Origin of the sequence: Paenibacillus sp. XY044 (assembly GCF_002257645.1) — a bacterium.
Taxonomy (GTDB): Bacteria; Bacillota; Bacilli; order Paenibacillales; family Paenibacillaceae; genus Paenibacillus_AQ.
The window spans coordinates 1,027,582-1,046,010 of the sequence record NZ_NQMO01000001.1; the positions used below are offsets into that span (position 1 = coordinate 1,027,582).

Here is an 18,429-nt window from a genome sequence, read left to right on the forward strand (position 1 = left end):
AGAACCTAACGATTTTGTCACATTGGGCGGAAAAGCTGGAGGCAGGGAAGAATGTCGTTTACAATAAGGATATCGATACAAGAGCGTGAGCAAAGGATGAACCGGATGAACATGAAAATTATGGTCGTGGAGGATGAACCCGTGATCCGGGAGATGATCGGGAATTCGCTTGCGAAATGGGGATTCGAACCGATCCTGGTCAGCGATTTCGAACAGGTGATGTCTTTGTTCAGCGAACAGGCGCCCGGACTGGTCCTTTTGGATATCAACCTTCCTAAGTTCGACGGTTATTATTGGTGCAGCCGGATCAGGGAGGTGTCCAAGGTGCCAATCCTATTTTTGTCCTCGCGGACGACGCCGATGGACATGGTGATGGCGATGAATATGGGAGGAGACGATTTCATTCAGAAGCCTTTTCATATGGACGTGCTGATGGCCAAGATCAATGCGATGCTGCGAAGGGTGTACTCCTACCTTGATGTGCAGACCCATATCATCGAACATCAAGGGGTACTGCTGAACCTGAACGATGGGGATGTGTCCGTCGGAGAACACCGGGCAGAACTGACCAAAACCGAATTTATCATTCTGAATATGCTGATGCGGCATGCAGGCACGATCGTCGGCAGAACGAAGATGATGCGCAACTTGTGGGCGGACGAAAGTTTTATTGACGACAATACGCTTACGGTGAATATCGTCAGAATCCGAAAAAAGCTGGCTGACCTCGGGAAAAAGGATTATATTGTGACCAAGAAGGGGCAAGGGTATCTGATACCATGAATTTTGTGGACTATGTGAAGGTCAAAAGCTGGTTTATCGCGTTCTATATCCTGCTGATGACGGTTGTGACGCTGTTTATGTACACGGATTCGGACGGCGCTTTCAGTACCGGCAACATTATATACCTGAATCTTATCTGTTTGGCTGGTGCCGTGCTGTACCTAGTGATCGGATATTTTTACCGTAGGCCATATTATCAAATGTTTCACCAAATGAACATCAGTAAGTTGGAGGAAGCGACGGCGCTCCTTCCGGAACCGCAGCATCCGCAGCATGTCATGGTTAATGAATTCATTAGACGGCTTCATCGTCTGCACGCCGCCCAGCTCCAGCAGCAGCTTCGCGAGAAGAAGGACCATCAGGATTTTATCATGTCATGGATTCATGAAGTGAAGCTCCCGATTACCGCGTCCAGGCTCCTGATGGAGAACGGCATGACCCATAACGCGGAAGCTGCGATGGACAAGCTGGAGGACGAGATCGACAGAATCGACCATTATGTGGAGCAGGCGCTCTATTATTCACGGATTGACTCGTTCAACCGGGATTATTTGATTAACGAAACGGCACTTGAGCCGCTGATTAAAGCAAGTGTAAAGAAATACGCCAAGCTGTTTATTAACAAGAAAATCCAATTTCAGATGGCCGGCTCGCCGCTTCTCGTTCATACTGACGGCAAATGGCTGGGTTATATGATCGATCAGATCGTGTCCAACGCGCTCAAATATACCGGTGAGAACGGCCGCATCCTATTCCGTTGTGAGGAGGATGCCGCCGAGAAGCGGCTGGTCATCGAAGACACGGGGATTGGCATCAAGGCGGAGGATCTGCCGCGTGTCTTCGATAGAGGCTTTACGGGCGGAACGGGCAGAACCGAAGCCAAATCTACCGGCATGGGGCTGTATTTGGCCCGTCAGATGGCCCAGAAGCTGAGCCACCGCCTGACCGTTGATTCTATCGAAGGCGAGTCGACCGCATTTACACTGCATTTTCATAAATTCAAGCAGGAGTAGCGGATATATAACTGGTTATTTCGTACATATGTCGTACAGCTTTTAAATACATTGGGTACAGGACGGGATCAGGATGAAAAAAAACGCAGCCACCATGTTCAGCAAAATCCGCAACGCCATTAACGCCAGGATCGTGTCCGAGCTGGAACAGCGCGGCATCGAGGGCATCGTTTCTTCCCATGGGGATATTTTGTGGGCGCTGTATATCCAGGACCTGCAGCCCGTAACCGCTCTGAGCGAGAAAATCAACCGGACGCAGCCGACGGTCACCGTACTCGTGAACAAGTTGGACAAGCTGGGATACGTCCGCAAAGTGAAGAGCAAGGAAGACAGCCGCGTTACGCTCGTTTCGCTGACCCCAAAAGGAAAAGAATTGGAGCCGGTGTTCCGGGAGGTGTCCACCCGTATCAACGAGACCCTATACGGCGGATTTTCCGAAAACGAGCAGGTCCAGCTTGAATCCTTATTGGAGCGGATTTTTAAGAGGTTCTAATGTTTCGTTGGATAATACATAGACATCTATATAAGTATTCTGTACAATGTGATATATAGATATCTATGTAATATGCGAGGAGGCGTTCTTTATGAAATGTGATCTGAAACACGCGACGATTCATTATGAGATCCATGGCACCGGCAAGCCGATCTTGCTGCTGCACGGATTTTCCTGTGACCATCACCTCATGACGGGATGTATGGAACCCGTGTTCACGAACAAATCAGGGTGGAAGAGAATCTATTTGGATTTGCCGGGGATGGGGGATAGCACCGTAACTGACGGCATCCAGAGTACGGATGATATGCTGGAAACGCTCGATGAGTTTGTTAGTAAAATTCTCGGGGAGGAGCCTTTTATCCTGGCTGGGGAGTCTTATGGCGGCTACTTGTCCAGGGGTCTGATCAAGAAGCGTCAGCATCAAATCGAAGGTCTGCTCCTGATTTGTCCGACGGCCGGACAGGCGAAGCAAGATGCGCCGGCATTTCGACTCATTGCCCGGGACGAAGGCTTTATGTCCCGGCTGAACCATCCCGACGCGGGTGAATTTGCCGGGATGCATACAGTGCAGGACGGGTACAATTGGAGCCGGTTTGAACGGGAAGTGCTGACTGGGCTCAAAAAAGCGGATCAGCCGTTTCTGGAGCGTCTCCGCAAGCGCTATGATCTCTCGCCCGAATTGGAGCAGTTGGACTCACCTTATGTGAAGCCAGCGCTTATTCTGGCCGGTAGGCAGGATCATATCGTCGGATACCGGAATCAGTGGGAGTTTGCGAAGGAGTATCCGCGCGCAAGCTTTGTCATGCTCGATCGTGCCGGCCATAATCTGCAAATCGAACAAAGCAGGCTGTTCCACGTTCTGGTGGAAGAATGGCTTGAACGGGTCACCGAAGAGCAGATACGCCAAGCTTAAAAGATCGTATCCATAATCCGATGGGTGAAAGAATTTATTCAGTAATAGCATACTTGCAACATGACCAGACTCCAGATAAGGAGTCTTTTTTTATTTTTTCAGAAGGAGTCGTTTTCGTCCATAGCTCCATTTTGATAAAAAACTTAGCACGGTTCAAGGACAGATGTGCCTTGCGCGGCGCCTTTGTTGACGAAAGAAGAAATATTGATTATTCTTATATTTAATAAACATTAAATTTAATACACATATAAAGGGTGGTTCTTCTGCAGTTAGATAAATTGGTCAATTATTACAAGGCGTTAGCCGACCGGAACCGGATCCGGATTCTCGTGCTCTTGTCCCAGGAAGAAATCAACGGAATGACCCTCGCAGAGAAGCTGGGCGTCACCCCTGCGACGATTACGCATCATATCGCCAAATTAAAGGAAGTTGGGGTCGTCATGGAGCGCCGGGAGAAGAACGTGTCGTTCTACCGAATTTCGCAAGACATGATCGAGCGCACGGAAGGCCAGCTGCTGAAGCTGATCCGCAATTATGAGCCGCAGGAAGAACAGCCCGGGTCCCCGTTGTCCGTTAAGAACGAGAAGCTTCGGGATACCGTGCTCAAAAGCTTCATCATGGATGACGGCCGCCTGAAGAACATCCCGGCACAGCTGAAGAAAAAGCTGATCGTTCTTGAGTTTATGGTACGTAACCTCGATATGGGAAGAAAATATGCGGAGAAGGAAATCAACGAGTTCATTAAAACGTTCCATCCCGATTTTGCCACGATCCGCAGGGAATTCATTATGCATCACTACCTGTATCGCGAAAAAGAAATTTATGAGTTGAATCCGGTGGAAATGTGGGAAAAATGGGAGTATCTCTAGGGAGGCGGTTACATGCTAGTAGACCCATTGGAAGTTTTGGAGCGCTGCGAGACCCCGCGCGGCGAAATTCAGCTCCAGCGTCGGGGCGATGAATACGAATTGATTAGTAACGGCACGTTTCTCATGGCCACCTACAACGGGGAGTCGGAAAAAAGGCTTGTCCGTTCCGCCATCGATGCCTGCGCCAAAGACGGCATGACCCTGCTGATCGGAGGTCTGGGCGTCGGCTATTCTTTGGGTGAGGCCGTGTATCATCCACAAACCGGTCAAGTGACTGTCGTGGAAATCGAAAACGAGGTCATCTCCTGGAACTGGACCTATTTGGCGCCATTTTCGGGAAATGCCCTGTCCCATTCAAAGACGAGGGTCATTTGCGCGGACCTGCTGAAATGGATATCCGAGACCGACGAAGCTTATGATGCGTTATGTTTCGACATCGACAACGGACCGGATTGGACGGTATTTCAGGACAACGAAAGCTTGTATTCTCCTGAAGGATTGCAGGCGCTTAGCCGTTTGCTGAATCCCGGAGGAGTCATTTCTTTCTGGAGTGCTTCGGCGTCTCCGGCATTTAAGGCTCTTCTGGAGTCTCGTTTTGCCGGTGTGGAAGAAATTCGCATCGAGCAGCCGCGGAATGTCGAGCCGGATGTGGTGTACATAGCCAAAACTTAAATTTGCTAAGGTGCAGGATATTCTTGAGAAAAGAGCTTGAACCTGTTCCTCCCGTATGGTAAATTAATGGCATTCAAGCCATGAAAGGGTGACCTTAGTCCAATGATCTACTAATCCTATCCACACAAGACAATCGTTTGAAACGATGTTCGGGATAGGATTCGTACGGGCTTTTTTAAGAAGTCATGCTGGCTATGGCATTTGCTTCTTAAAAAATATTGGATTATGGCGCAGCCTCTTGACGAGAGGATTCAGCGGTATTTCCATGCGTATGCAGCCTCCTGTCCTGAACATCGGGACAGGGGGCTTTTTGTGTGGACATGAGGCAAGAAGCTTGTTGCAAAATCTGCTGAAAGATCGAAAGGAGTGACTTGCATGCCAGGTCCTAATCCGAATGCGAAGTACCCTATACCCGGGGACACGAATATGCAGTTTATCAAAAATGTCATTACGATGCCGAACCTGATCGCGGGAGATTATTCTTATTACTACGCGATTGATGGAGAATCGTTTGAAGATCAGGTTTTATATCATTACGAATTCTTAAACACCAGGCTGATCATCGGCAAGTTTTGCTCGATTGCCGGGGAGGCGCGTTTTATGATGGCGGGAGGCAATCACCGGATGGACGGCTCCACATTTCCTTTTAATATTTTCGGAAACGGCTGGGAAGCCCATACGCCCACGCTGGATCAGCTGCCGATCAAGGGAGATACCGTCGTCGGCAGCGACGTCTGGATCGGACGGAGGGCAACCATCCTGCCGGGCGTGAAAATTGGAGGCGGAGCGATCATCGCGGCCGAAGCCGTCGTGACACGGGACGTCGAGCCTTACACCATCGTCGGCGGCAACCCGGCGAAGGAAATCCGCAAACGCTACGCTCCCGAGGTAATTGCGGAGCTGCTGGAGATCCGCTGGTGGGATCACGACATCGAAGAAATCGAGCGATTCATGGGCGCCATCGCCAGCGGCGATATGGATCAGCTGCGGCAGATGGGTAAGCCGAAGCAGATGGAAGGAGGAAGGGCAGATGAGAATCGAAATTGAGGAATTCCGGCTGCCTTTGCCGGACTCAGGGCCGTACGGCATTACAGCCGGCAGGGATGGGGCGGTGTGGTTCACCGAGCAGAAGAGGAACCGGATCGGAGTCCGAAGCGAGCGCGGCGAGTTTACCGCGTTTGAAGTGCCGACGCCAAATGCAGGGGTCATGTCGATCCTATGCGACCGAAGCGGGGACGTTTGGTTTAACGAGTATCATGCGGGCCAAATCGGCCGGATGAGGCCGGGCGGGGAGATCAAGGAGTATGCGCTTCCAGAGCCCGGCTGCGCGCCGTTCGGACTCGCTGAAGGGCCTGACGGGTCGATCTGGTTCACCGAGATGATGGCCGGTCGGATTGGCAGGATCAGCCCTGCGGGCGAAGTGACGGAGTACAGGCTTCCTCATGAGGGTTCCTTCCCGTCCTTTATCACGAGCGGAAGCGACGGGATGTTCTGGTTTACGGAGAACCAAGGAAATCGGATCGGCAAACTCACGCCAGACGGTATATTTACTCACTACACGCTTCCAACGCCGGGTTCCGCACCGGTCGGGATCACCGCAGGTCCTGACGGCGCGCTGTGGTTTGTGGAGATTGCCGGGAATCAAATCGGCAGAATCACGACGGACGGTGAGATTAGCGAGTATTCGCTTTCCACCCCCGGAGCCAAGCCCCATGCGATCACTCCAGGAACCGGACAGGAGCTTTGGTTCACGGAATGGGGTGCAAACCGGATCGGCCGGATCACCGTGGACGGGAATCTGACGGAATATGAAATTCCGACGCAGGGGGCGGAACCGCATGGCATTGCCGTTTCCCCGGACGGCTCCGTATGGTTTGCCGAGGAATGCAATCAGCTTGGACGACTGAAGATGAAATAGAGAGTGCGAAATAAAGAGTGCGAAATAAAGCCTCAGGATCATCCATGACCTGGGGCTATTTGGTATGAAAATGACATATCCTTTTCTTATCGTATAATCGGAACAATGGACTAAACGAATGCTCCAACAGCACTATTTTTTAACTAATTTTGTCGAATGTCTTGTAAAGCTCTATTAGATATATTAAATATATATTGTGTATCAGCAATGGAGAAGTGCTTCGATCCATTCGGCGTACAGCATGGTGAGGTTTCAGGTACGGGCCGGGAGAAAAGGAGTTTCTTCATCTGCCAACCAAATCAGCGTAAAGTTGAGGTGTATTGTTCATGCTTCGAAAGTTCACCACGGTTTGTCTCGCTGCGGTCTGCGCGCTGTCCGTCTCTATGGGCGCATCCGCCGAGCCGGCGGCAAATCCCGCATCTTCATCCTCCGGTATCAAGTGGCCGGAATCGCAAGCGCTTCCAACTTTTGCTAAAGTGAAGCATCTGGATGTTGCGGACGTTTATGACGCCTCCGGGGATGTCAAGATTTTGCTTGCGACCCTGCAGGGCATCGTCAACAGAAACCAGCCTCGAATTTATCTGCTGGAAAACCAGGAAGAAGGCAAAATGACCTGGCTGAACGATCTTAAGGTACCTTATACGCTGCATAACGATCCATGGGAACTGGTAAGCGAATTCAAGAAAGATGTGAAGGGCATCATCGTCTACGATCCGAAAGTGCCGGACAGCATTAACGTGGCGACAACGCTTGCCGGGTTGAAGGATGCGGTGGTAGCCAGCCCGGAGCTCAGCGCCAAGCTGACAGCGGCTCCTTACGGCTTGAAAGTGCTCGATGATTTGCAGGGCAAGTTTAAGGATAAGATGGACGCCTACACCTGGCAGTACGAGAACTTGTGGAAGCAGACTACGCACCGGATGCTGATCGGGCTCAGCCCGGATATGTCGGTGAAGCTGCCTCCGGGTCTTCCGCAGTCGTTCAAAGTGGTGGCCGAGGAGAAGACGCAGGAGCGTGATGCGAAGAACCGCCAGATCTACGACCTGGACTTGACGTCTTTCCTGGGTACGGATGCGGTATACCTCCGCTTTGAGGATGCGTTCCAGCAGGATGGATGGGGATCGGCCGTTCATGAAGTGACCGTGAAGGCTGATGGCCAGACGATCGCCCAGTTTGTGCCTGGAACCGATGACGAGAAGCCTTTCCTGTACGACGCACAAAGCTCGCAGCTTTCCGACGGCAGCGGTGGACACCGATTCGCGGACAACGGGCGGTACTTTGTATACGAATTTAAAGTACCTGCTGGCACGAAGTCGTTGACCGCTTCGGTCGATATGTGGAACCAATTCAAGGTGTATGCGGGCAACGAAGCACCGGCTTCATCGGAACAGAAAGAGCCGTACGGCTACCTTCGCGATTACGCGGTCGCCAACAAGGCGATGGTTTTCTGGCTGGGAACCAATACGCCTGAGCAAAAAGCATTGTTTGATAAGATTCTGGCCGATGTTCCTGCCGGCACGCCATACCTCGGCTGGTTCAGCAATGATACCGAAGGCGAATTCAACGGGGTTGAGGTGTTGTCGAACCACAGCATCTACGTTCTTGCTGCCGACTGGTTCAGTAATCTGACCGTATTTTCCGGTACGGAAAACAAAGGCCAGGGGCCGCTTCCGTCCGACAAGGTTAAAACACCAAAGCTCGAAAATAAAATTTATGTAACGTATACCTTCAGCGAAGGCGACAACTTCCAGTACAACCAGCACCGGATGCGCAATTTGTGGGATGATCCGAACCGCGGCAAAGTGCCGATCAACTGGACGTCCAGCCCGCTGCTGTACGATGGGGCACCGGCTATGTTGAACTACTACAGAAGCACGGCAACTGCGAACGACCAACTGATCGCCGGACCGTCCGGCGGCGGATACTTCTACCCGAACGCCTGGCCGGAGAAGACGCTTCCCGCATTCCTGAAGCAGACTTCCTCCTACCTGAAAAAGACCGGAATGACCGTACCATACGTACTGAACCGCGTTGCGAACCAAAACGTTCCGCTCAGCGACTCGGTTATCAAAGCTTATGAGGAGAACTACCGTCCGAACGGGCTTCTCCTGAGCTGGGAAGATCATTTCGGCGTGGATATTCTGAAAGGGAACCTGCCGGTATCGACGATTCAGGGCATTAGTACCGTAGGAGACGGACAAAAGATTCTGGCGGACGCCAAAGCGAAGTGGGACGGCAAATCTCCGCTGTTCGTATCCCTTGGGCTGCTCGCCTGGAATATGACGCCGACCGATGTGGTGAAGCTGACGGATTCGCTCGGACCGGAATATCAGCCGGTACTGGCCGACCAATACTTCTCGCTCATTCGCGAAGCGAACCACCTGCCAAAAAATCCGTAAATCAAGAAAAGTAAAAAGAGCGGTCAACGCGAAAAGGCGTTGGCCGCTTTTTTTGCGTTTCATAAACAGAAAAAAATTAAAAAAACCGTTGACAATGGATCCGTGAATCCATTATCTTTATGTTAATAAATGAGTGAGTTACTCACTCATTATAAAAAAGAAAGCGGGGAATTGAAAATGAGCAATGCTTTGGTTCAAATCGTGATGCGGAAAAGAAATCAACGGAAAAATGCGGAGCAGCTTCGATTAACCACATCCGAAGGAATCGCCGAATCACGCTTTGTGCGTATTGGCGGAATCGATCAGTGGGTGACCATTCGGGGAGAAAACCGGCGCAATCCGGTGCTGCTGTTTATCCATGGGGGACCGGGGTCGGTGTATTCCATCTTCAGTCCGCTGCTGCGTTCCTGGGAGAAGGATTTTACGATCGTGCAGTGGGATCAGCGGGGAGCGGGAAAGACCTTTCGGCGCAGCGGCAAACAAGGCAGCGGATTGTTGACCTTCGACCAGTTGACGAGGGATGGGATCGAGTTATCCGAGTATCTCTGCGGCAAGCTCCAGCAGACGAAGCTTATTCTGGTTGGCAGTTCGGCAGGCAGCCTTACCGGCATCACGATGGCCAAGAGGCGTCCGGATTTATACCACGCCTATGTAGGAACGGATCAGAACGCTCCCGATCCTCAACACCTCGGCCATCGATTGCTGATGGAAGCATTCCGTAGTACGGGCAACAAGAAGGGAGCCGAACTGCTTGAGCGAATGGGGACCGATCCTTCCGCCTGGAACAGCGGGGATGTCGATGCACGCAATCGGCTTATGGTGAAGGCGATTCGCGGCGTCCCTAATATGATCACGGATTTGATCATGCCTTCGATGCTGTCATCTCCGGAACATACGATGAGGGATATGATGGATATGTTTAAAGGGATGAAATTTTCCGCTGAAGCCCTTCATGAAGACATGGTCCGTTTTGATTTTGACCAGATCGGATACCGCTTCGAGCTGCCTGTGTTCATAGTTCAAGGGGATTCGGATTTTATTACGCCGACAGCAACGGCCAGAGCGTATTACGACCGCATCGATGCCCCTTACAAAGAGTTCGTGCTCATCCAGAAGGCCGGCCATTTGGCGTGCTTTTCACGGCCGGAACAGTTTTTCGGCGTGCTGCAGAAGAAGGTACGACCTTTGGCCGTAGATGCCGAAATGAAGCAAGCACGGTGATTCAGGCGGAACGTCATGGTACAATAGGGATACATTATTTTCGAGAGATTGGAGTTCGGAGTCTATTGTCGCCATTAAATAAGGAACAGCTGGCCCATATCCGGGATGAGAGGAAAAGTCAGATACGGCAGGCCGCGATGAAGCTTTTTGCCCGCAGCGGCTTTGCAGGAACGAAAACCAGCATGATCGCGGCGGAAGCCGGCGTCAGCGAAGGACTGATCTACCGTTATTTCGCGTCTAAGGATGAGCTGTTTACCAGCATCGTCGAGGAACTGATGGAGGAGGGACGGAGAGAGACGGGGAATGTACCGAGCCTGCCGGGGACGCCTTATGAGCAAATTAAAGCGCTGACGGAAAATATGCTCAGCGAGAACAAATTCGCTTTTATGCTCATTCTCCGCGCCGTTCGCAGCCTCGACGCCATTCCGAAGGACGCTGCGGCGATTTTAAAGGAGCATTCGGCGGATGCCATGATCGAGCCGCTGATTCCTTTGTTTGTGCAAGGACAGGAAGCCGGGGAGCTTGCCGAGGGCGACCCTCGTGAGCTGCTTCATTGGTATTTCTACGTCGTGAACGCCTTGATCGTCGAGGAAGCGGATGAGAAGCCGTACGGAACGCCGTCAGCGGATATGCTGATGAGGATGTTGAGAAGGTAAAACGGAATGACGGAAAGACGACAAACGGCCGGACAGGGGGATCCCTGATCGGCCGTTTTTGATTGCAGTGGGATGGACTATTACATAAAAGTTGAACGGTGTGTTTGAGAAAGGATACCGCACTAATGCCGCGTACCCGCAACGGACGCCTTTCCTTGCGCCGGCCTGCGGATTACCCGCAGTATGCTGTCCATATTGGTGATCAGCGTTCCGGCTATAATCGTAATCATGCCGGCGACCGATAGCCATGTGATGCGTTCATGATACAGCAGTGCCCCCGCGGCCATGGCGATCATGGGCGAGATGTACAGCCAGGTCGACGGGAAAACGGGATTCGTCTTGGCGACAAGCCAATAATAAAGGCTGTGGGCGACCATGGATCCGATGATGATGAGATAGGCGAGCGAACCGAGCGCAGGACCGGCGGGCAGCACGGCGGTATGAATGGGCTCGGTCAGCAGGGAAAGCACAAGCAGAAGGAATCCGCCATGCATCATCTGCGCTGCATTCAGCGTAATGGGCGACGCTTCGGGGTAACGTTGTATCACTTTTCGCAAATACAGCGTTCCAGCGGCATAGCTGATTTCCCCGGCAAGGATGACCAGACCGCCGATGATCCAGGCGCCTCCGGCGGAGGAAGAGAGGTCCGACAGCAGCAACAGCAGTACACCCGTAAAACCGAGCAGGCAGCCGGCAACGGTCCGAGCCGTGCTCTTTGCTTTGAAGACCAGCATTTGGATGAGCAAAATCATCAGCGGACCCGTAGCCGAGAAGACGGCGGCGGATCCGGAAGAAACGTGCTGCTCGGCCCAGTAGAGCGGTGCAAAGGTGCCGAACGTCAGCAATATGCCGGTCAGCAGCATTTCTTTGCGCAGCAGAATACGGAAACGGGTCTTTTTGCGCCAAACCATCCACAAAAACAACGCCAGGCCGGCTGCAAAAAAACGCAGTCCTGCTGAGAAAAAGGGCGGAGCGGCTGCGTCCACCCCGATTTTGATGGCGAGAAACGTTGTGCCAAAAATAAGACACATCAGCAAATAATTGACAAGTATCATGCTTACTCCTCCTTTAGTTGTCTACTCATCATACAAGGAGGGTCACAGAACAGATGCATGATAACAGAACAGATGAATTCGGGTTTATAGTATAATGAGCTCACAACTTCATGTTCGGAGGGAATGTAAAATTGCAGTCGCCACAAAAGGATCATCCGCTGCTGTACCGACAGGTCTACGATCATATTGTTGCAAGGATTCAGCGGGGAGAACTTGCGGCCCATGACAAGCTGCCATCGATCCGGATGCTGGCCGGGGAGCTGCAGGTCCATCGGCTCACCGTTTTTCGCGCTTACCAGCTGCTGAAGGAGGAAGGAACGGCTTATGTGAAGGAAAAGTCCGGATATTATGTCGCTCCAGTGCATGAAATAATGGGACTGCCAACTTATGAAAAGAGCTCCAGTGCGGCCCGAGCCTATCAGAACGAGATGTCCGTCATTCAGCGTGTGCCTTCCGTCTATCAATTCTCGCAGGCGCTGATTGATCCCAATCTGCTGCCCAATCTGTATCTGTCCCAGTATGTCAAAGAGGTGTTTGACCGCTATCCGAAAATGATCGGCACGTATTCGGATCTGCAGGGGGATCCTGAACTCAGGGAATTTCTGTCCGAATACATGACCGGACGGATGAAGGTGAGCGTGACGGCGGACGAGTTGATCATCACGTCCGGTGCGCAGCAGGCCATCGACCTGCTGGCCCGGCTCTACATCCGCCCACTGGATGCCGTGATGGTGGAGCGGCCGACCTACAGCGCGGCCCTGGATATTTTTCGCGCGCAGGGTGCCCGTTTTCTCCCCGTCGATATTTCGCCGGGCGGGTACGACCTTGGCCAGGTGGAGGAGACGATGAAACGGTACAAGCCGCGCTTTTTCTATATGAATCCGACCTTTCATAACCCGACGGGCTATTCAGTTCCTTCAGGTCAGCGGAAGCAGCTCGTCGCCCTGGCCGAGAAATATCAGTGCCTGCTGGTTGAGGACGACACGTTTCGCGACATTTATTTCGGCGAGCCTCCGGCATTGCCTCTGTTCACCTATGACACGGAGGGATGGGTAGTCTATTTGAGCAGCTTCAGCAAATACGTGGCTCCGGGCCTCCGGATCTGTGCCGTGGTAGGTCGAAGCTCGGTCATCCAGCCGCTGTTAACGCTGAAGTCGCTTGCAGATAACGGCTCGCCGCTTGTCAATCAAAAGCTGTTTCTGCACTATTTCGGATCGGAGCGGATGCAGAACCATTTGGAGAAGCTCCGGATTGCCCTTCAGATCCGCCGGGATCTGATGATTGGGGCGCTGCAGGACTCCGGCTGGCAGTGGACTGTGCCTCATGGCGGACTCAACCTGTGGGTGAAGCTCCCGGATTATCTCTCCGTGGATACGTTATGGAAGCACGCTACCTCTGAAGCGGTTTCGTTCGTTCCGGGAGCGGTGTTTGATCCGAAGGGCGAAATGCGCTCTTGGATCCGATTAAGCTACAGCTTTGTCAATGAGGAGCAGATTCGGACGGGCATGCGGCTTCTGACCGACTTGGCGGGCAGGTTGGACGGTAGATAGACCTCCTTTCACCGCATCGAAAAAATCGTCATGAACTTTCGGGACTGACACGGTACAATAATGGAGGGAGCGGAATAACCAGAACCTGACCAGCCAGCTGCTCAGCAGGCGGGAAGGAACGGCAGACGCTCCAAATGATCGAATATAGAGAGGTGGACTTATATCATGGCTTTGATTCAATGTCACTTTTTTTCGGACGTGCTGCAGCTCAGCACTTCCATGACGGTCATTCTTCCGCAGCAGACCCGACATCAGATCGGAATGCAGAACAATACGTTTGCGGACAAGCACCCGACACTGTATCTGCTCCATGGATTGTCGGACGACGATTCCATCTGGCTGCGCAGAACGTCAATTGAGCGTTATGTGGCATCGACGGGACTGGCGGTCGTGATGCCTCAGGTGCACCGCAGTTTTTATACGGACATGGCTTACGGAAACAAGTACTGGACGTTTATCAGCGAGGAGCTGCCGAGCATTGCCCGCTCTTTCTTCCCGCTGTCGGCGGAGAGGGAGGACAATTTCGTCGCAGGGCTGTCCATGGGAGGTTATGGAGCGTTTAAATTGGCGCTAAGCAAACCGGAGAGCTTTGCGGCCGCGGCTTCGCTGTCGGGTGCGATGAACGGTCTAAAAGCCCCGGAAGAACCAGACCATTTCCCGGATTATAAGCTGATTTACGGCGACAAGCCGGAAAAGAACCGTGAGGAGGACTTGTTCTGGCTGATGCAGCAGTGTGCAAAGTCGGAAGGGCCGAAACCGATGCTGTACCAATGCTGCGGCACTGAGGATTTTCTGTATGAGGACAACGTCATTTTCCGCGAGGCATGCAAGCAGTCGGGGCTCGACTATACATACGAAGAAGGCCCGGGAAGCCACGAATGGGGTTATTGGGACGCTAAGATCCAAGACGTGCTCGCCTGGCTTCCACTGAAAAACAACGCATAACTCGAGGATCGGGATACTTGCTAAAACAGACCGAGGCATATGATATGTGCCGAGGTCTGTTTTTTTGTATTCCTTTTCGCAGCTCAGAGATTCGGATCCTTGTCTAGAATAACCTGTCCACGGAAAGGGTAATGTTATACAGAAACAGCCCAAGAAATGGATAAGGAGTGAGCGACCGATGGGAAACATGACGGCGATGGGAAACGCCAATCTGAATTCCGGCACAACAGGGAAAAGCCTCGGCCAGTATATGTTTGATTGCTTAAAACTCGAGGGAATCACCGAAATTTTCGGCGTGCCCGGGGATTATAATTTTACCTTGCTTGATACGCTGGAGCGGTATAACGGCATTCAATTTATCAATGGAAGAAATGAATTGAACTCGGGATACGCGGCAGACGCTTATGCAAGGATCAAAGGCATATCGGCGCTGATTACGACGTTCGGCGTCGGAGAACTCAGCGCCTGCAACGCGGTCGCCGGGGCGAACAGTGAGCATGTGCCACTGATCCATATCGTCGGGTCCCCGCCGGACAAGGATCAGAAGGAACATAAGCTGATGCACCATACCTTGATGGACGGCAATTTTGACGTCTTTCGCAAGGTGTATGAGCCGATTACGGCCTACACGGCCGTCGTCACGCCGGAGAATGCCGAGATCGAAATTCCGACCGCAATCCGGATTGCCAAGGAAAAGAAAAAGCCGGTCTATCTGGTGATCGCCGACGACTTGGTCTCTAAGCCGGTCATCGCAAGGGGTGAGCCGACACCGCCAAGACCGTCGTCCAACCTGACGACCCTTCAAGCGGCGGCGAATCAGGCGCGTCAGCTTCTTGATCGAGCGCGCAATCCGGTTTTGCTGGTCGACGTCAAGGCGATGCGTTTCGGGCTTCAAACGGCGGTGCGCCAGCTGGCTGACGCCTTGAATATTCCGGTGGCGACGATGATGTTCGGTAAAGGGGCGTTCGATGAGTCCCACCCAAACTATATCGGAGTGTACGGAGGTTCGTTCGGCACGCCTGAAGTACAAACCGTGGTGGAACAGGCGGATTGCGTCGTATCAGTCGGCATGGTATGGGCGGACAGCAACACAGGCACGTACACCGCCAAATTGAATCCGCTCGTAACCGTGGATATTCAGCCCTCAATGGTCAAGGTGGGAGGGGCGGAGTTCCCGAACGTGCTGGCAGCCGACGTACTGCTTGAACTGCAAAAGATCGGCTATAAAGGCAGCGGAGCGGCCGGCAAGGCGGCGTTTCCGTATGATCAGGTTACCGGTGAACCCAGCGCGCCGCTGCTCGCCTCGACATACTATCCAAGGATTCAGCGCATGCTGAAAGATGGCGATGTCGTCATTGCCGAGACCGGAACGTTCTATAACGGCATGGCTTATGTGCGGCTGCCCCGGAACGTCACGTATATTACGCAGGGAGGCTGGCAGTCGATCGGCTACGCCACGCCGTCAGCCTATGGTGCCTGCATCGCCGCCCCAGAGCGCAGGGTGCTGCTGTTTACGGGGGACGGCTCGCTACAGCTGACTGCGCAGGAGATCAGCTCGATGCTGTTTTACGGCTGTAAGCCGATCATTTTCGTTCTGAACAATGACGGATACACCATCGAAAAATATTTGAACGTGAAGACGGAGAATCAGCGCTATAACCAAATTCCGCGCTGGTCATACACCAAGCTGGCCGAAGCCTTCGGCGGTGAGGCGTTTACGGCGACGGTGCGGACGAACGGGGAGCTCGAGCAGGCGTTCGCCGAGGCGGACCGGGAGCGGGCCGGAAAGCTCTGCATCATCGAAATGATCGCCGCCGATCCGATGGATGCGCCGGAATATATGCGGCGGATGCGGGATTACATGGAGGAACAGGCAAAGAAGGGCCAGAAATAAAGCAATTGAGAGTGCTGCCGGGAGGTTCATGATGAACTTCCAGGCAGCATTTTTTGTTGTAATCAAGGCATCCGGGATGAAGCTGAAATCTACTTGTGCGACCGGGACTATAGGCATGTTCAGAATTTGTACAGTCGAATCTTGTAGACTATATAGAATGAACTAAAGAAATGAATGTTGCCGTGCCGTATGGGTCGTTATAACAGGGGTTAAATGCAAACTCTAGTTCATTCAATCTAGTTCTATAAACATAGATAATTGGAGTGGTTATTAGGATGTTAGACCGTTATTTTACAGAAATGCGTAAACATAATCATGAGGATGAATTGCGTTACCGTTATTTGATCAGAGGGGTAAAACTGCTGCTGGAACAACGAAAGTCGGAGAACTCCAAGGGGATTCAGCGATTGAGAAGGCACCGGCAGTCCGATTCGATCCAACCGGGAACCTGGGATTAACGTTCGGATGTCGAAAAATTGACATCTTTTTGTCATTTGTTAAATAGGGTTTACGCGTTATTCTTTTTGTAGGACTTAAGAGTGTGTCGAAGGAGCATATCTATGAAAGTAATGAAAGACTTTTCGCCCAGAAAATCCGCCGCATGGCTGGTCCTCGCAGTCTTAGCATTGAGCATGCTGTCAGGATGCACTTGGTTGGGGAGAGGCGATACGGACGGCGGCACGAAAACGACTGCGGCAGATAAGCCGGTTCAGCGTTATACCGGTGAAATGAGCCAAGCCGTATCTCTGGTATATACGGCCAGCCAGGATCTTGCCTTAACGTTTAACGGGATGGCAGACGCCCAAACGATGGACAAGCTTCTTGATCAACTGGATGCCCGCGGAATAAAAGCAACCTTCTTTTTGCCGGGGATGCGGGTTGCGGAGGAACCGGATATCGCCCGCAAAATTTTGTCCCGGGGACATGAAATCGAGAACAACACGCTGAATGCGGTTGACATGAGCCGGATGGATTACGGACAGATCTACAAGGAAATCCATTTGGCCGACGATGTCATCCGCAAGCAAACCGGGGTCACTCCGAAGTTTGTAAGGACGCAAACCGGGGCAATCAGCGACGATCTTCGGCTGGCTGCAGCCCAGAGCGGACAGCAGTCGGTCATATCCTACAGTCTGTTTTTACATAATTGGAAGACGGAAACCCCTCAGCAAAAAAAGAACTATATCCGGAAATACATCAACCGCGGGGGGATTGTGGCGATCGACCTGGCGGAGAACCGGAGCCTGAATGAATCGGTAGACCTGATCGCCGCGGAAGCTTCGGCAGCCGGGTATCATTTTGTTACCCTGGACAAGCTGATCACCATGGGCGGTGCACGTAAACCGGCCGACACGGTTCAAGGCTATCAGGCTGCGAAGTATAACACGGAATACGCCAAAGCAGATTACAATCTCGTCTACAGCCACAAAACCGACAAGAAAGAAATCGCCCTCACCTTTGACGATTGGGGCACGGACGAAACGATCACGAAGCTGCTTCATATTTTGGATCAGTACCATGTGAAGGGTACGTTTTTTTTGCGTGCGGACGGTGTGGAGAAAAATCCGAACCTGGCGCGGGCGATCGCCCAAGCAGGGCATGACGTCGGAAATCACACGTACAGCCATCCGGTCCTGACCAAGCTCAGCGTCAAGCAGCTGCAAGATGAAGTGGTCAAGGCGCACCGCGTCATTACGGATGCGATCCAGGAACAGCCTGCGATGCTGTTCCGGCCGCCGACCGGCGATATTGATGACCGCACGGCCAAGATTATCGCGGCGGCCGGTTACCGGAATATCGTTGATTTCGATATCGATCCGAATGATTGGAACCGGGAGCGCACCGCTCCGCAAATCGTGAATTCGGTTCTCCAGCAAAGCCATAGCGGCGGAATAATCCTGCTGCATTCGCTGGACGATACCCACACGGCTGAGGCGCTGCCGGGCATCATTCAAAACTTGCGGAAACAAGGATACACGTTCGTGAAACTGTCCGATTGGATTCCGAATTAATGGAATTCAGCAGTCAATGATAGATAGATGGAGATG

General features: G+C 52.3%; 17 protein-coding genes. 16 read left to right on the plus strand and 1 reads right to left on the minus strand.

Translation table 11 applies throughout. The features are described 5' to 3' along the window. Positions 1 to 111: 111 nt before the first annotated feature. The 11 genes from CJP46_RS04905 (at position 112) to CJP46_RS04955 (ending at position 10,937) form a co-directional block, all read left to right on the plus strand. On the plus strand, positions 112 to 783 hold the full coding sequence (locus CJP46_RS04905) for a response regulator transcription factor (RefSeq protein WP_094595071.1): 672 nt from the start codon (positions 112 to 114) through the stop codon (positions 781 to 783). Further along, positions 780 to 1,796, plus strand: coding sequence for a sensor histidine kinase (locus CJP46_RS04910; protein WP_094594451.1), 1,017 nt, complete (start codon positions 780 to 782; stop codon positions 1,794 to 1,796). Before CJP46_RS04905 ends, CJP46_RS04910 begins: the two co-directional genes overlap by 4 nt. Positions 1,797 to 1,869: 73 nt before the next feature. Next, positions 1,870 to 2,289 carry a MarR family winged helix-turn-helix transcriptional regulator gene (locus CJP46_RS04915; protein ID WP_094594452.1) on the plus strand — a complete coding sequence of 140 codons (420 nt, stop codon included), beginning with the start codon at positions 1,870 to 1,872 and terminating at the stop codon, positions 2,287 to 2,289. Between the two features lie 91 nt (positions 2,290 to 2,380). Then, a complete protein-coding gene (locus tag CJP46_RS04920) occupies positions 2,381 to 3,205 on the plus strand; it encodes an alpha/beta fold hydrolase (protein ID WP_094594453.1) in 825 nt (274 codons plus the stop codon). A 263-nt stretch (positions 3,206 to 3,468) separates the two neighbouring features. Beyond that, on the plus strand, positions 3,469 to 4,074 hold the full coding sequence (locus CJP46_RS04925; RefSeq protein ID WP_094595072.1) for a DUF2087 domain-containing protein: 606 nt from the start codon (positions 3,469 to 3,471) through the stop codon (positions 4,072 to 4,074). A 12-nt stretch (positions 4,075 to 4,086) separates the two neighbouring features. Beyond that, complete coding sequence (locus CJP46_RS04930; RefSeq protein ID WP_094594454.1) at positions 4,087 to 4,746, plus strand: spermine/spermidine synthase domain-containing protein; 660 nt, start codon at positions 4,087 to 4,089, stop codon at positions 4,744 to 4,746. Between the two features lie 375 nt (positions 4,747 to 5,121). Then, positions 5,122 to 5,793 (plus strand): Vat family streptogramin A O-acetyltransferase, encoded by a 672-nt coding sequence (locus CJP46_RS04935; protein ID WP_094594455.1) that lies wholly within the window; start codon positions 5,122 to 5,124, stop codon positions 5,791 to 5,793. After that, on the plus strand, positions 5,777 to 6,664 hold the full coding sequence (locus CJP46_RS04940; RefSeq protein WP_094594456.1) for a Vgb family protein: 888 nt from the start codon (positions 5,777 to 5,779) through the stop codon (positions 6,662 to 6,664). The genes CJP46_RS04935 and CJP46_RS04940 overlap by 17 nt, the downstream gene beginning before the upstream one ends. Before the next feature lie 326 nt (positions 6,665 to 6,990). Further along, on the plus strand, positions 6,991 to 9,060 hold the full coding sequence (locus tag CJP46_RS04945) for a GxGYxYP domain-containing protein (protein WP_094594457.1): 2,070 nt from the start codon (positions 6,991 to 6,993) through the stop codon (positions 9,058 to 9,060). 177 nt (positions 9,061 to 9,237) lie between these two features. Further along, positions 9,238 to 10,281, plus strand: a complete 1,044-nt coding sequence (locus CJP46_RS04950; protein ID WP_256992186.1) for an alpha/beta fold hydrolase — start codon at positions 9,238 to 9,240, stop codon at positions 10,279 to 10,281. Positions 10,282 to 10,346: 65 nt separating this feature from the next. Next, on the plus strand, positions 10,347 to 10,937 hold the full coding sequence (locus tag CJP46_RS04955) for a TetR/AcrR family transcriptional regulator (RefSeq protein ID WP_094594459.1): 591 nt from the start codon (positions 10,347 to 10,349) through the stop codon (positions 10,935 to 10,937). Between the two features lie 122 nt (positions 10,938 to 11,059). Here CJP46_RS04955 and CJP46_RS04960 read toward each other — a convergent pair whose 3' ends face one another. Beyond that, the gene (locus CJP46_RS04960) at positions 11,060 to 11,992 is read right to left on the minus strand and encodes a DMT family transporter (protein ID WP_094594460.1); all 933 of its coding nucleotides are present in this window, start codon (positions 11,990 to 11,992) and stop codon (positions 11,060 to 11,062) included. A gap of 131 nt (positions 11,993 to 12,123) precedes the next feature. Between CJP46_RS04960 and CJP46_RS04965 the strand changes: the two genes are divergently transcribed. From CJP46_RS04965 to CJP46_RS04985, 5 genes are all read left to right on the plus strand, one after another. Then, entirely contained in the window at positions 12,124 to 13,542 is a 1,419-nt protein-coding gene (locus CJP46_RS04965) for an aminotransferase-like domain-containing protein (RefSeq protein WP_256992187.1), read from the plus strand. A gap of 165 nt (positions 13,543 to 13,707) precedes the next feature. Next, positions 13,708 to 14,487, plus strand: coding sequence for an alpha/beta hydrolase (locus CJP46_RS04970; RefSeq protein WP_094594462.1), 780 nt, complete (start codon positions 13,708 to 13,710; stop codon positions 14,485 to 14,487). A 178-nt stretch (positions 14,488 to 14,665) separates the two neighbouring features. Then, entirely contained in the window at positions 14,666 to 16,381 is a 1,716-nt protein-coding gene (locus CJP46_RS04975) for an alpha-keto acid decarboxylase family protein (protein ID WP_094594463.1), read from the plus strand. 275 nt (positions 16,382 to 16,656) lie between these two features. After that, positions 16,657 to 16,839: a hypothetical protein gene (locus tag CJP46_RS04980; RefSeq protein WP_094594464.1), complete on the plus strand. Its 183-nt coding sequence runs from the start codon at positions 16,657 to 16,659 to the stop codon at positions 16,837 to 16,839. Positions 16,840 to 16,941: 102 nt separating this feature from the next. Further along, the gene (locus tag CJP46_RS04985; protein ID WP_094594465.1) at positions 16,942 to 18,393 is read left to right on the plus strand and encodes a polysaccharide deacetylase family protein; all 1,452 of its coding nucleotides are present in this window, start codon (positions 16,942 to 16,944) and stop codon (positions 18,391 to 18,393) included. The last annotated feature ends 36 nt before the right edge of the window (positions 18,394 to 18,429 follow it).

What these genes read in the sequence shown, in the direction of transcription:
- CJP46_RS04910 (WP_094594451.1), top strand. Translation starts at nt 780, where the DNA reads ATGAATTTTGTGGACTATGTGAAGGTCAAAAGCTGGTTTATCGCGTTC.
- CJP46_RS04930 (WP_094594454.1), top strand. Translation starts at nt 4,087, where the DNA reads ATGCTAGTAGACCCATTGGAAGTTTTGGAGCGCTGCGAGACCCCGCGC.
- CJP46_RS04975 (WP_094594463.1), top strand. Translation starts at nt 14,666, where the DNA reads ATGGGAAACATGACGGCGATGGGAAACGCCAATCTGAATTCCGGCACA.
- CJP46_RS04915 (WP_094594452.1), top strand. Translation starts at nt 1,870, where the DNA reads ATGAAAAAAAACGCAGCCACCATGTTCAGCAAAATCCGCAACGCCATT.
- CJP46_RS04950 (WP_256992186.1), top strand. Translation starts at nt 9,238, where the DNA reads ATGAGCAATGCTTTGGTTCAAATCGTGATGCGGAAAAGAAATCAACGG.
- CJP46_RS04960 (WP_094594460.1), bottom strand. Translation starts at nt 11,992, where the DNA reads ATGATACTTGTCAATTATTTGCTGATGTGTCTTATTTTTGGCACAACG.
- CJP46_RS04920 (WP_094594453.1), top strand. Translation starts at nt 2,381, where the DNA reads ATGAAATGTGATCTGAAACACGCGACGATTCATTATGAGATCCATGGC.
- CJP46_RS04980 (WP_094594464.1), top strand. Translation starts at nt 16,657, where the DNA reads ATGTTAGACCGTTATTTTACAGAAATGCGTAAACATAATCATGAGGAT.
- CJP46_RS04970 (WP_094594462.1), top strand. Translation starts at nt 13,708, where the DNA reads ATGGCTTTGATTCAATGTCACTTTTTTTCGGACGTGCTGCAGCTCAGC.
- CJP46_RS04905 (WP_094595071.1), top strand. Translation starts at nt 112, where the DNA reads ATGAAAATTATGGTCGTGGAGGATGAACCCGTGATCCGGGAGATGATC.
- CJP46_RS04945 (WP_094594457.1), top strand. Translation starts at nt 6,991, where the DNA reads ATGCTTCGAAAGTTCACCACGGTTTGTCTCGCTGCGGTCTGCGCGCTG.
- CJP46_RS04940 (WP_094594456.1), top strand. Translation starts at nt 5,777, where the DNA reads ATGAGAATCGAAATTGAGGAATTCCGGCTGCCTTTGCCGGACTCAGGG.
- CJP46_RS04985 (WP_094594465.1), top strand. Translation starts at nt 16,942, where the DNA reads ATGAAAGTAATGAAAGACTTTTCGCCCAGAAAATCCGCCGCATGGCTG.
- CJP46_RS04935 (WP_094594455.1), top strand. Translation starts at nt 5,122, where the DNA reads ATGCCAGGTCCTAATCCGAATGCGAAGTACCCTATACCCGGGGACACG.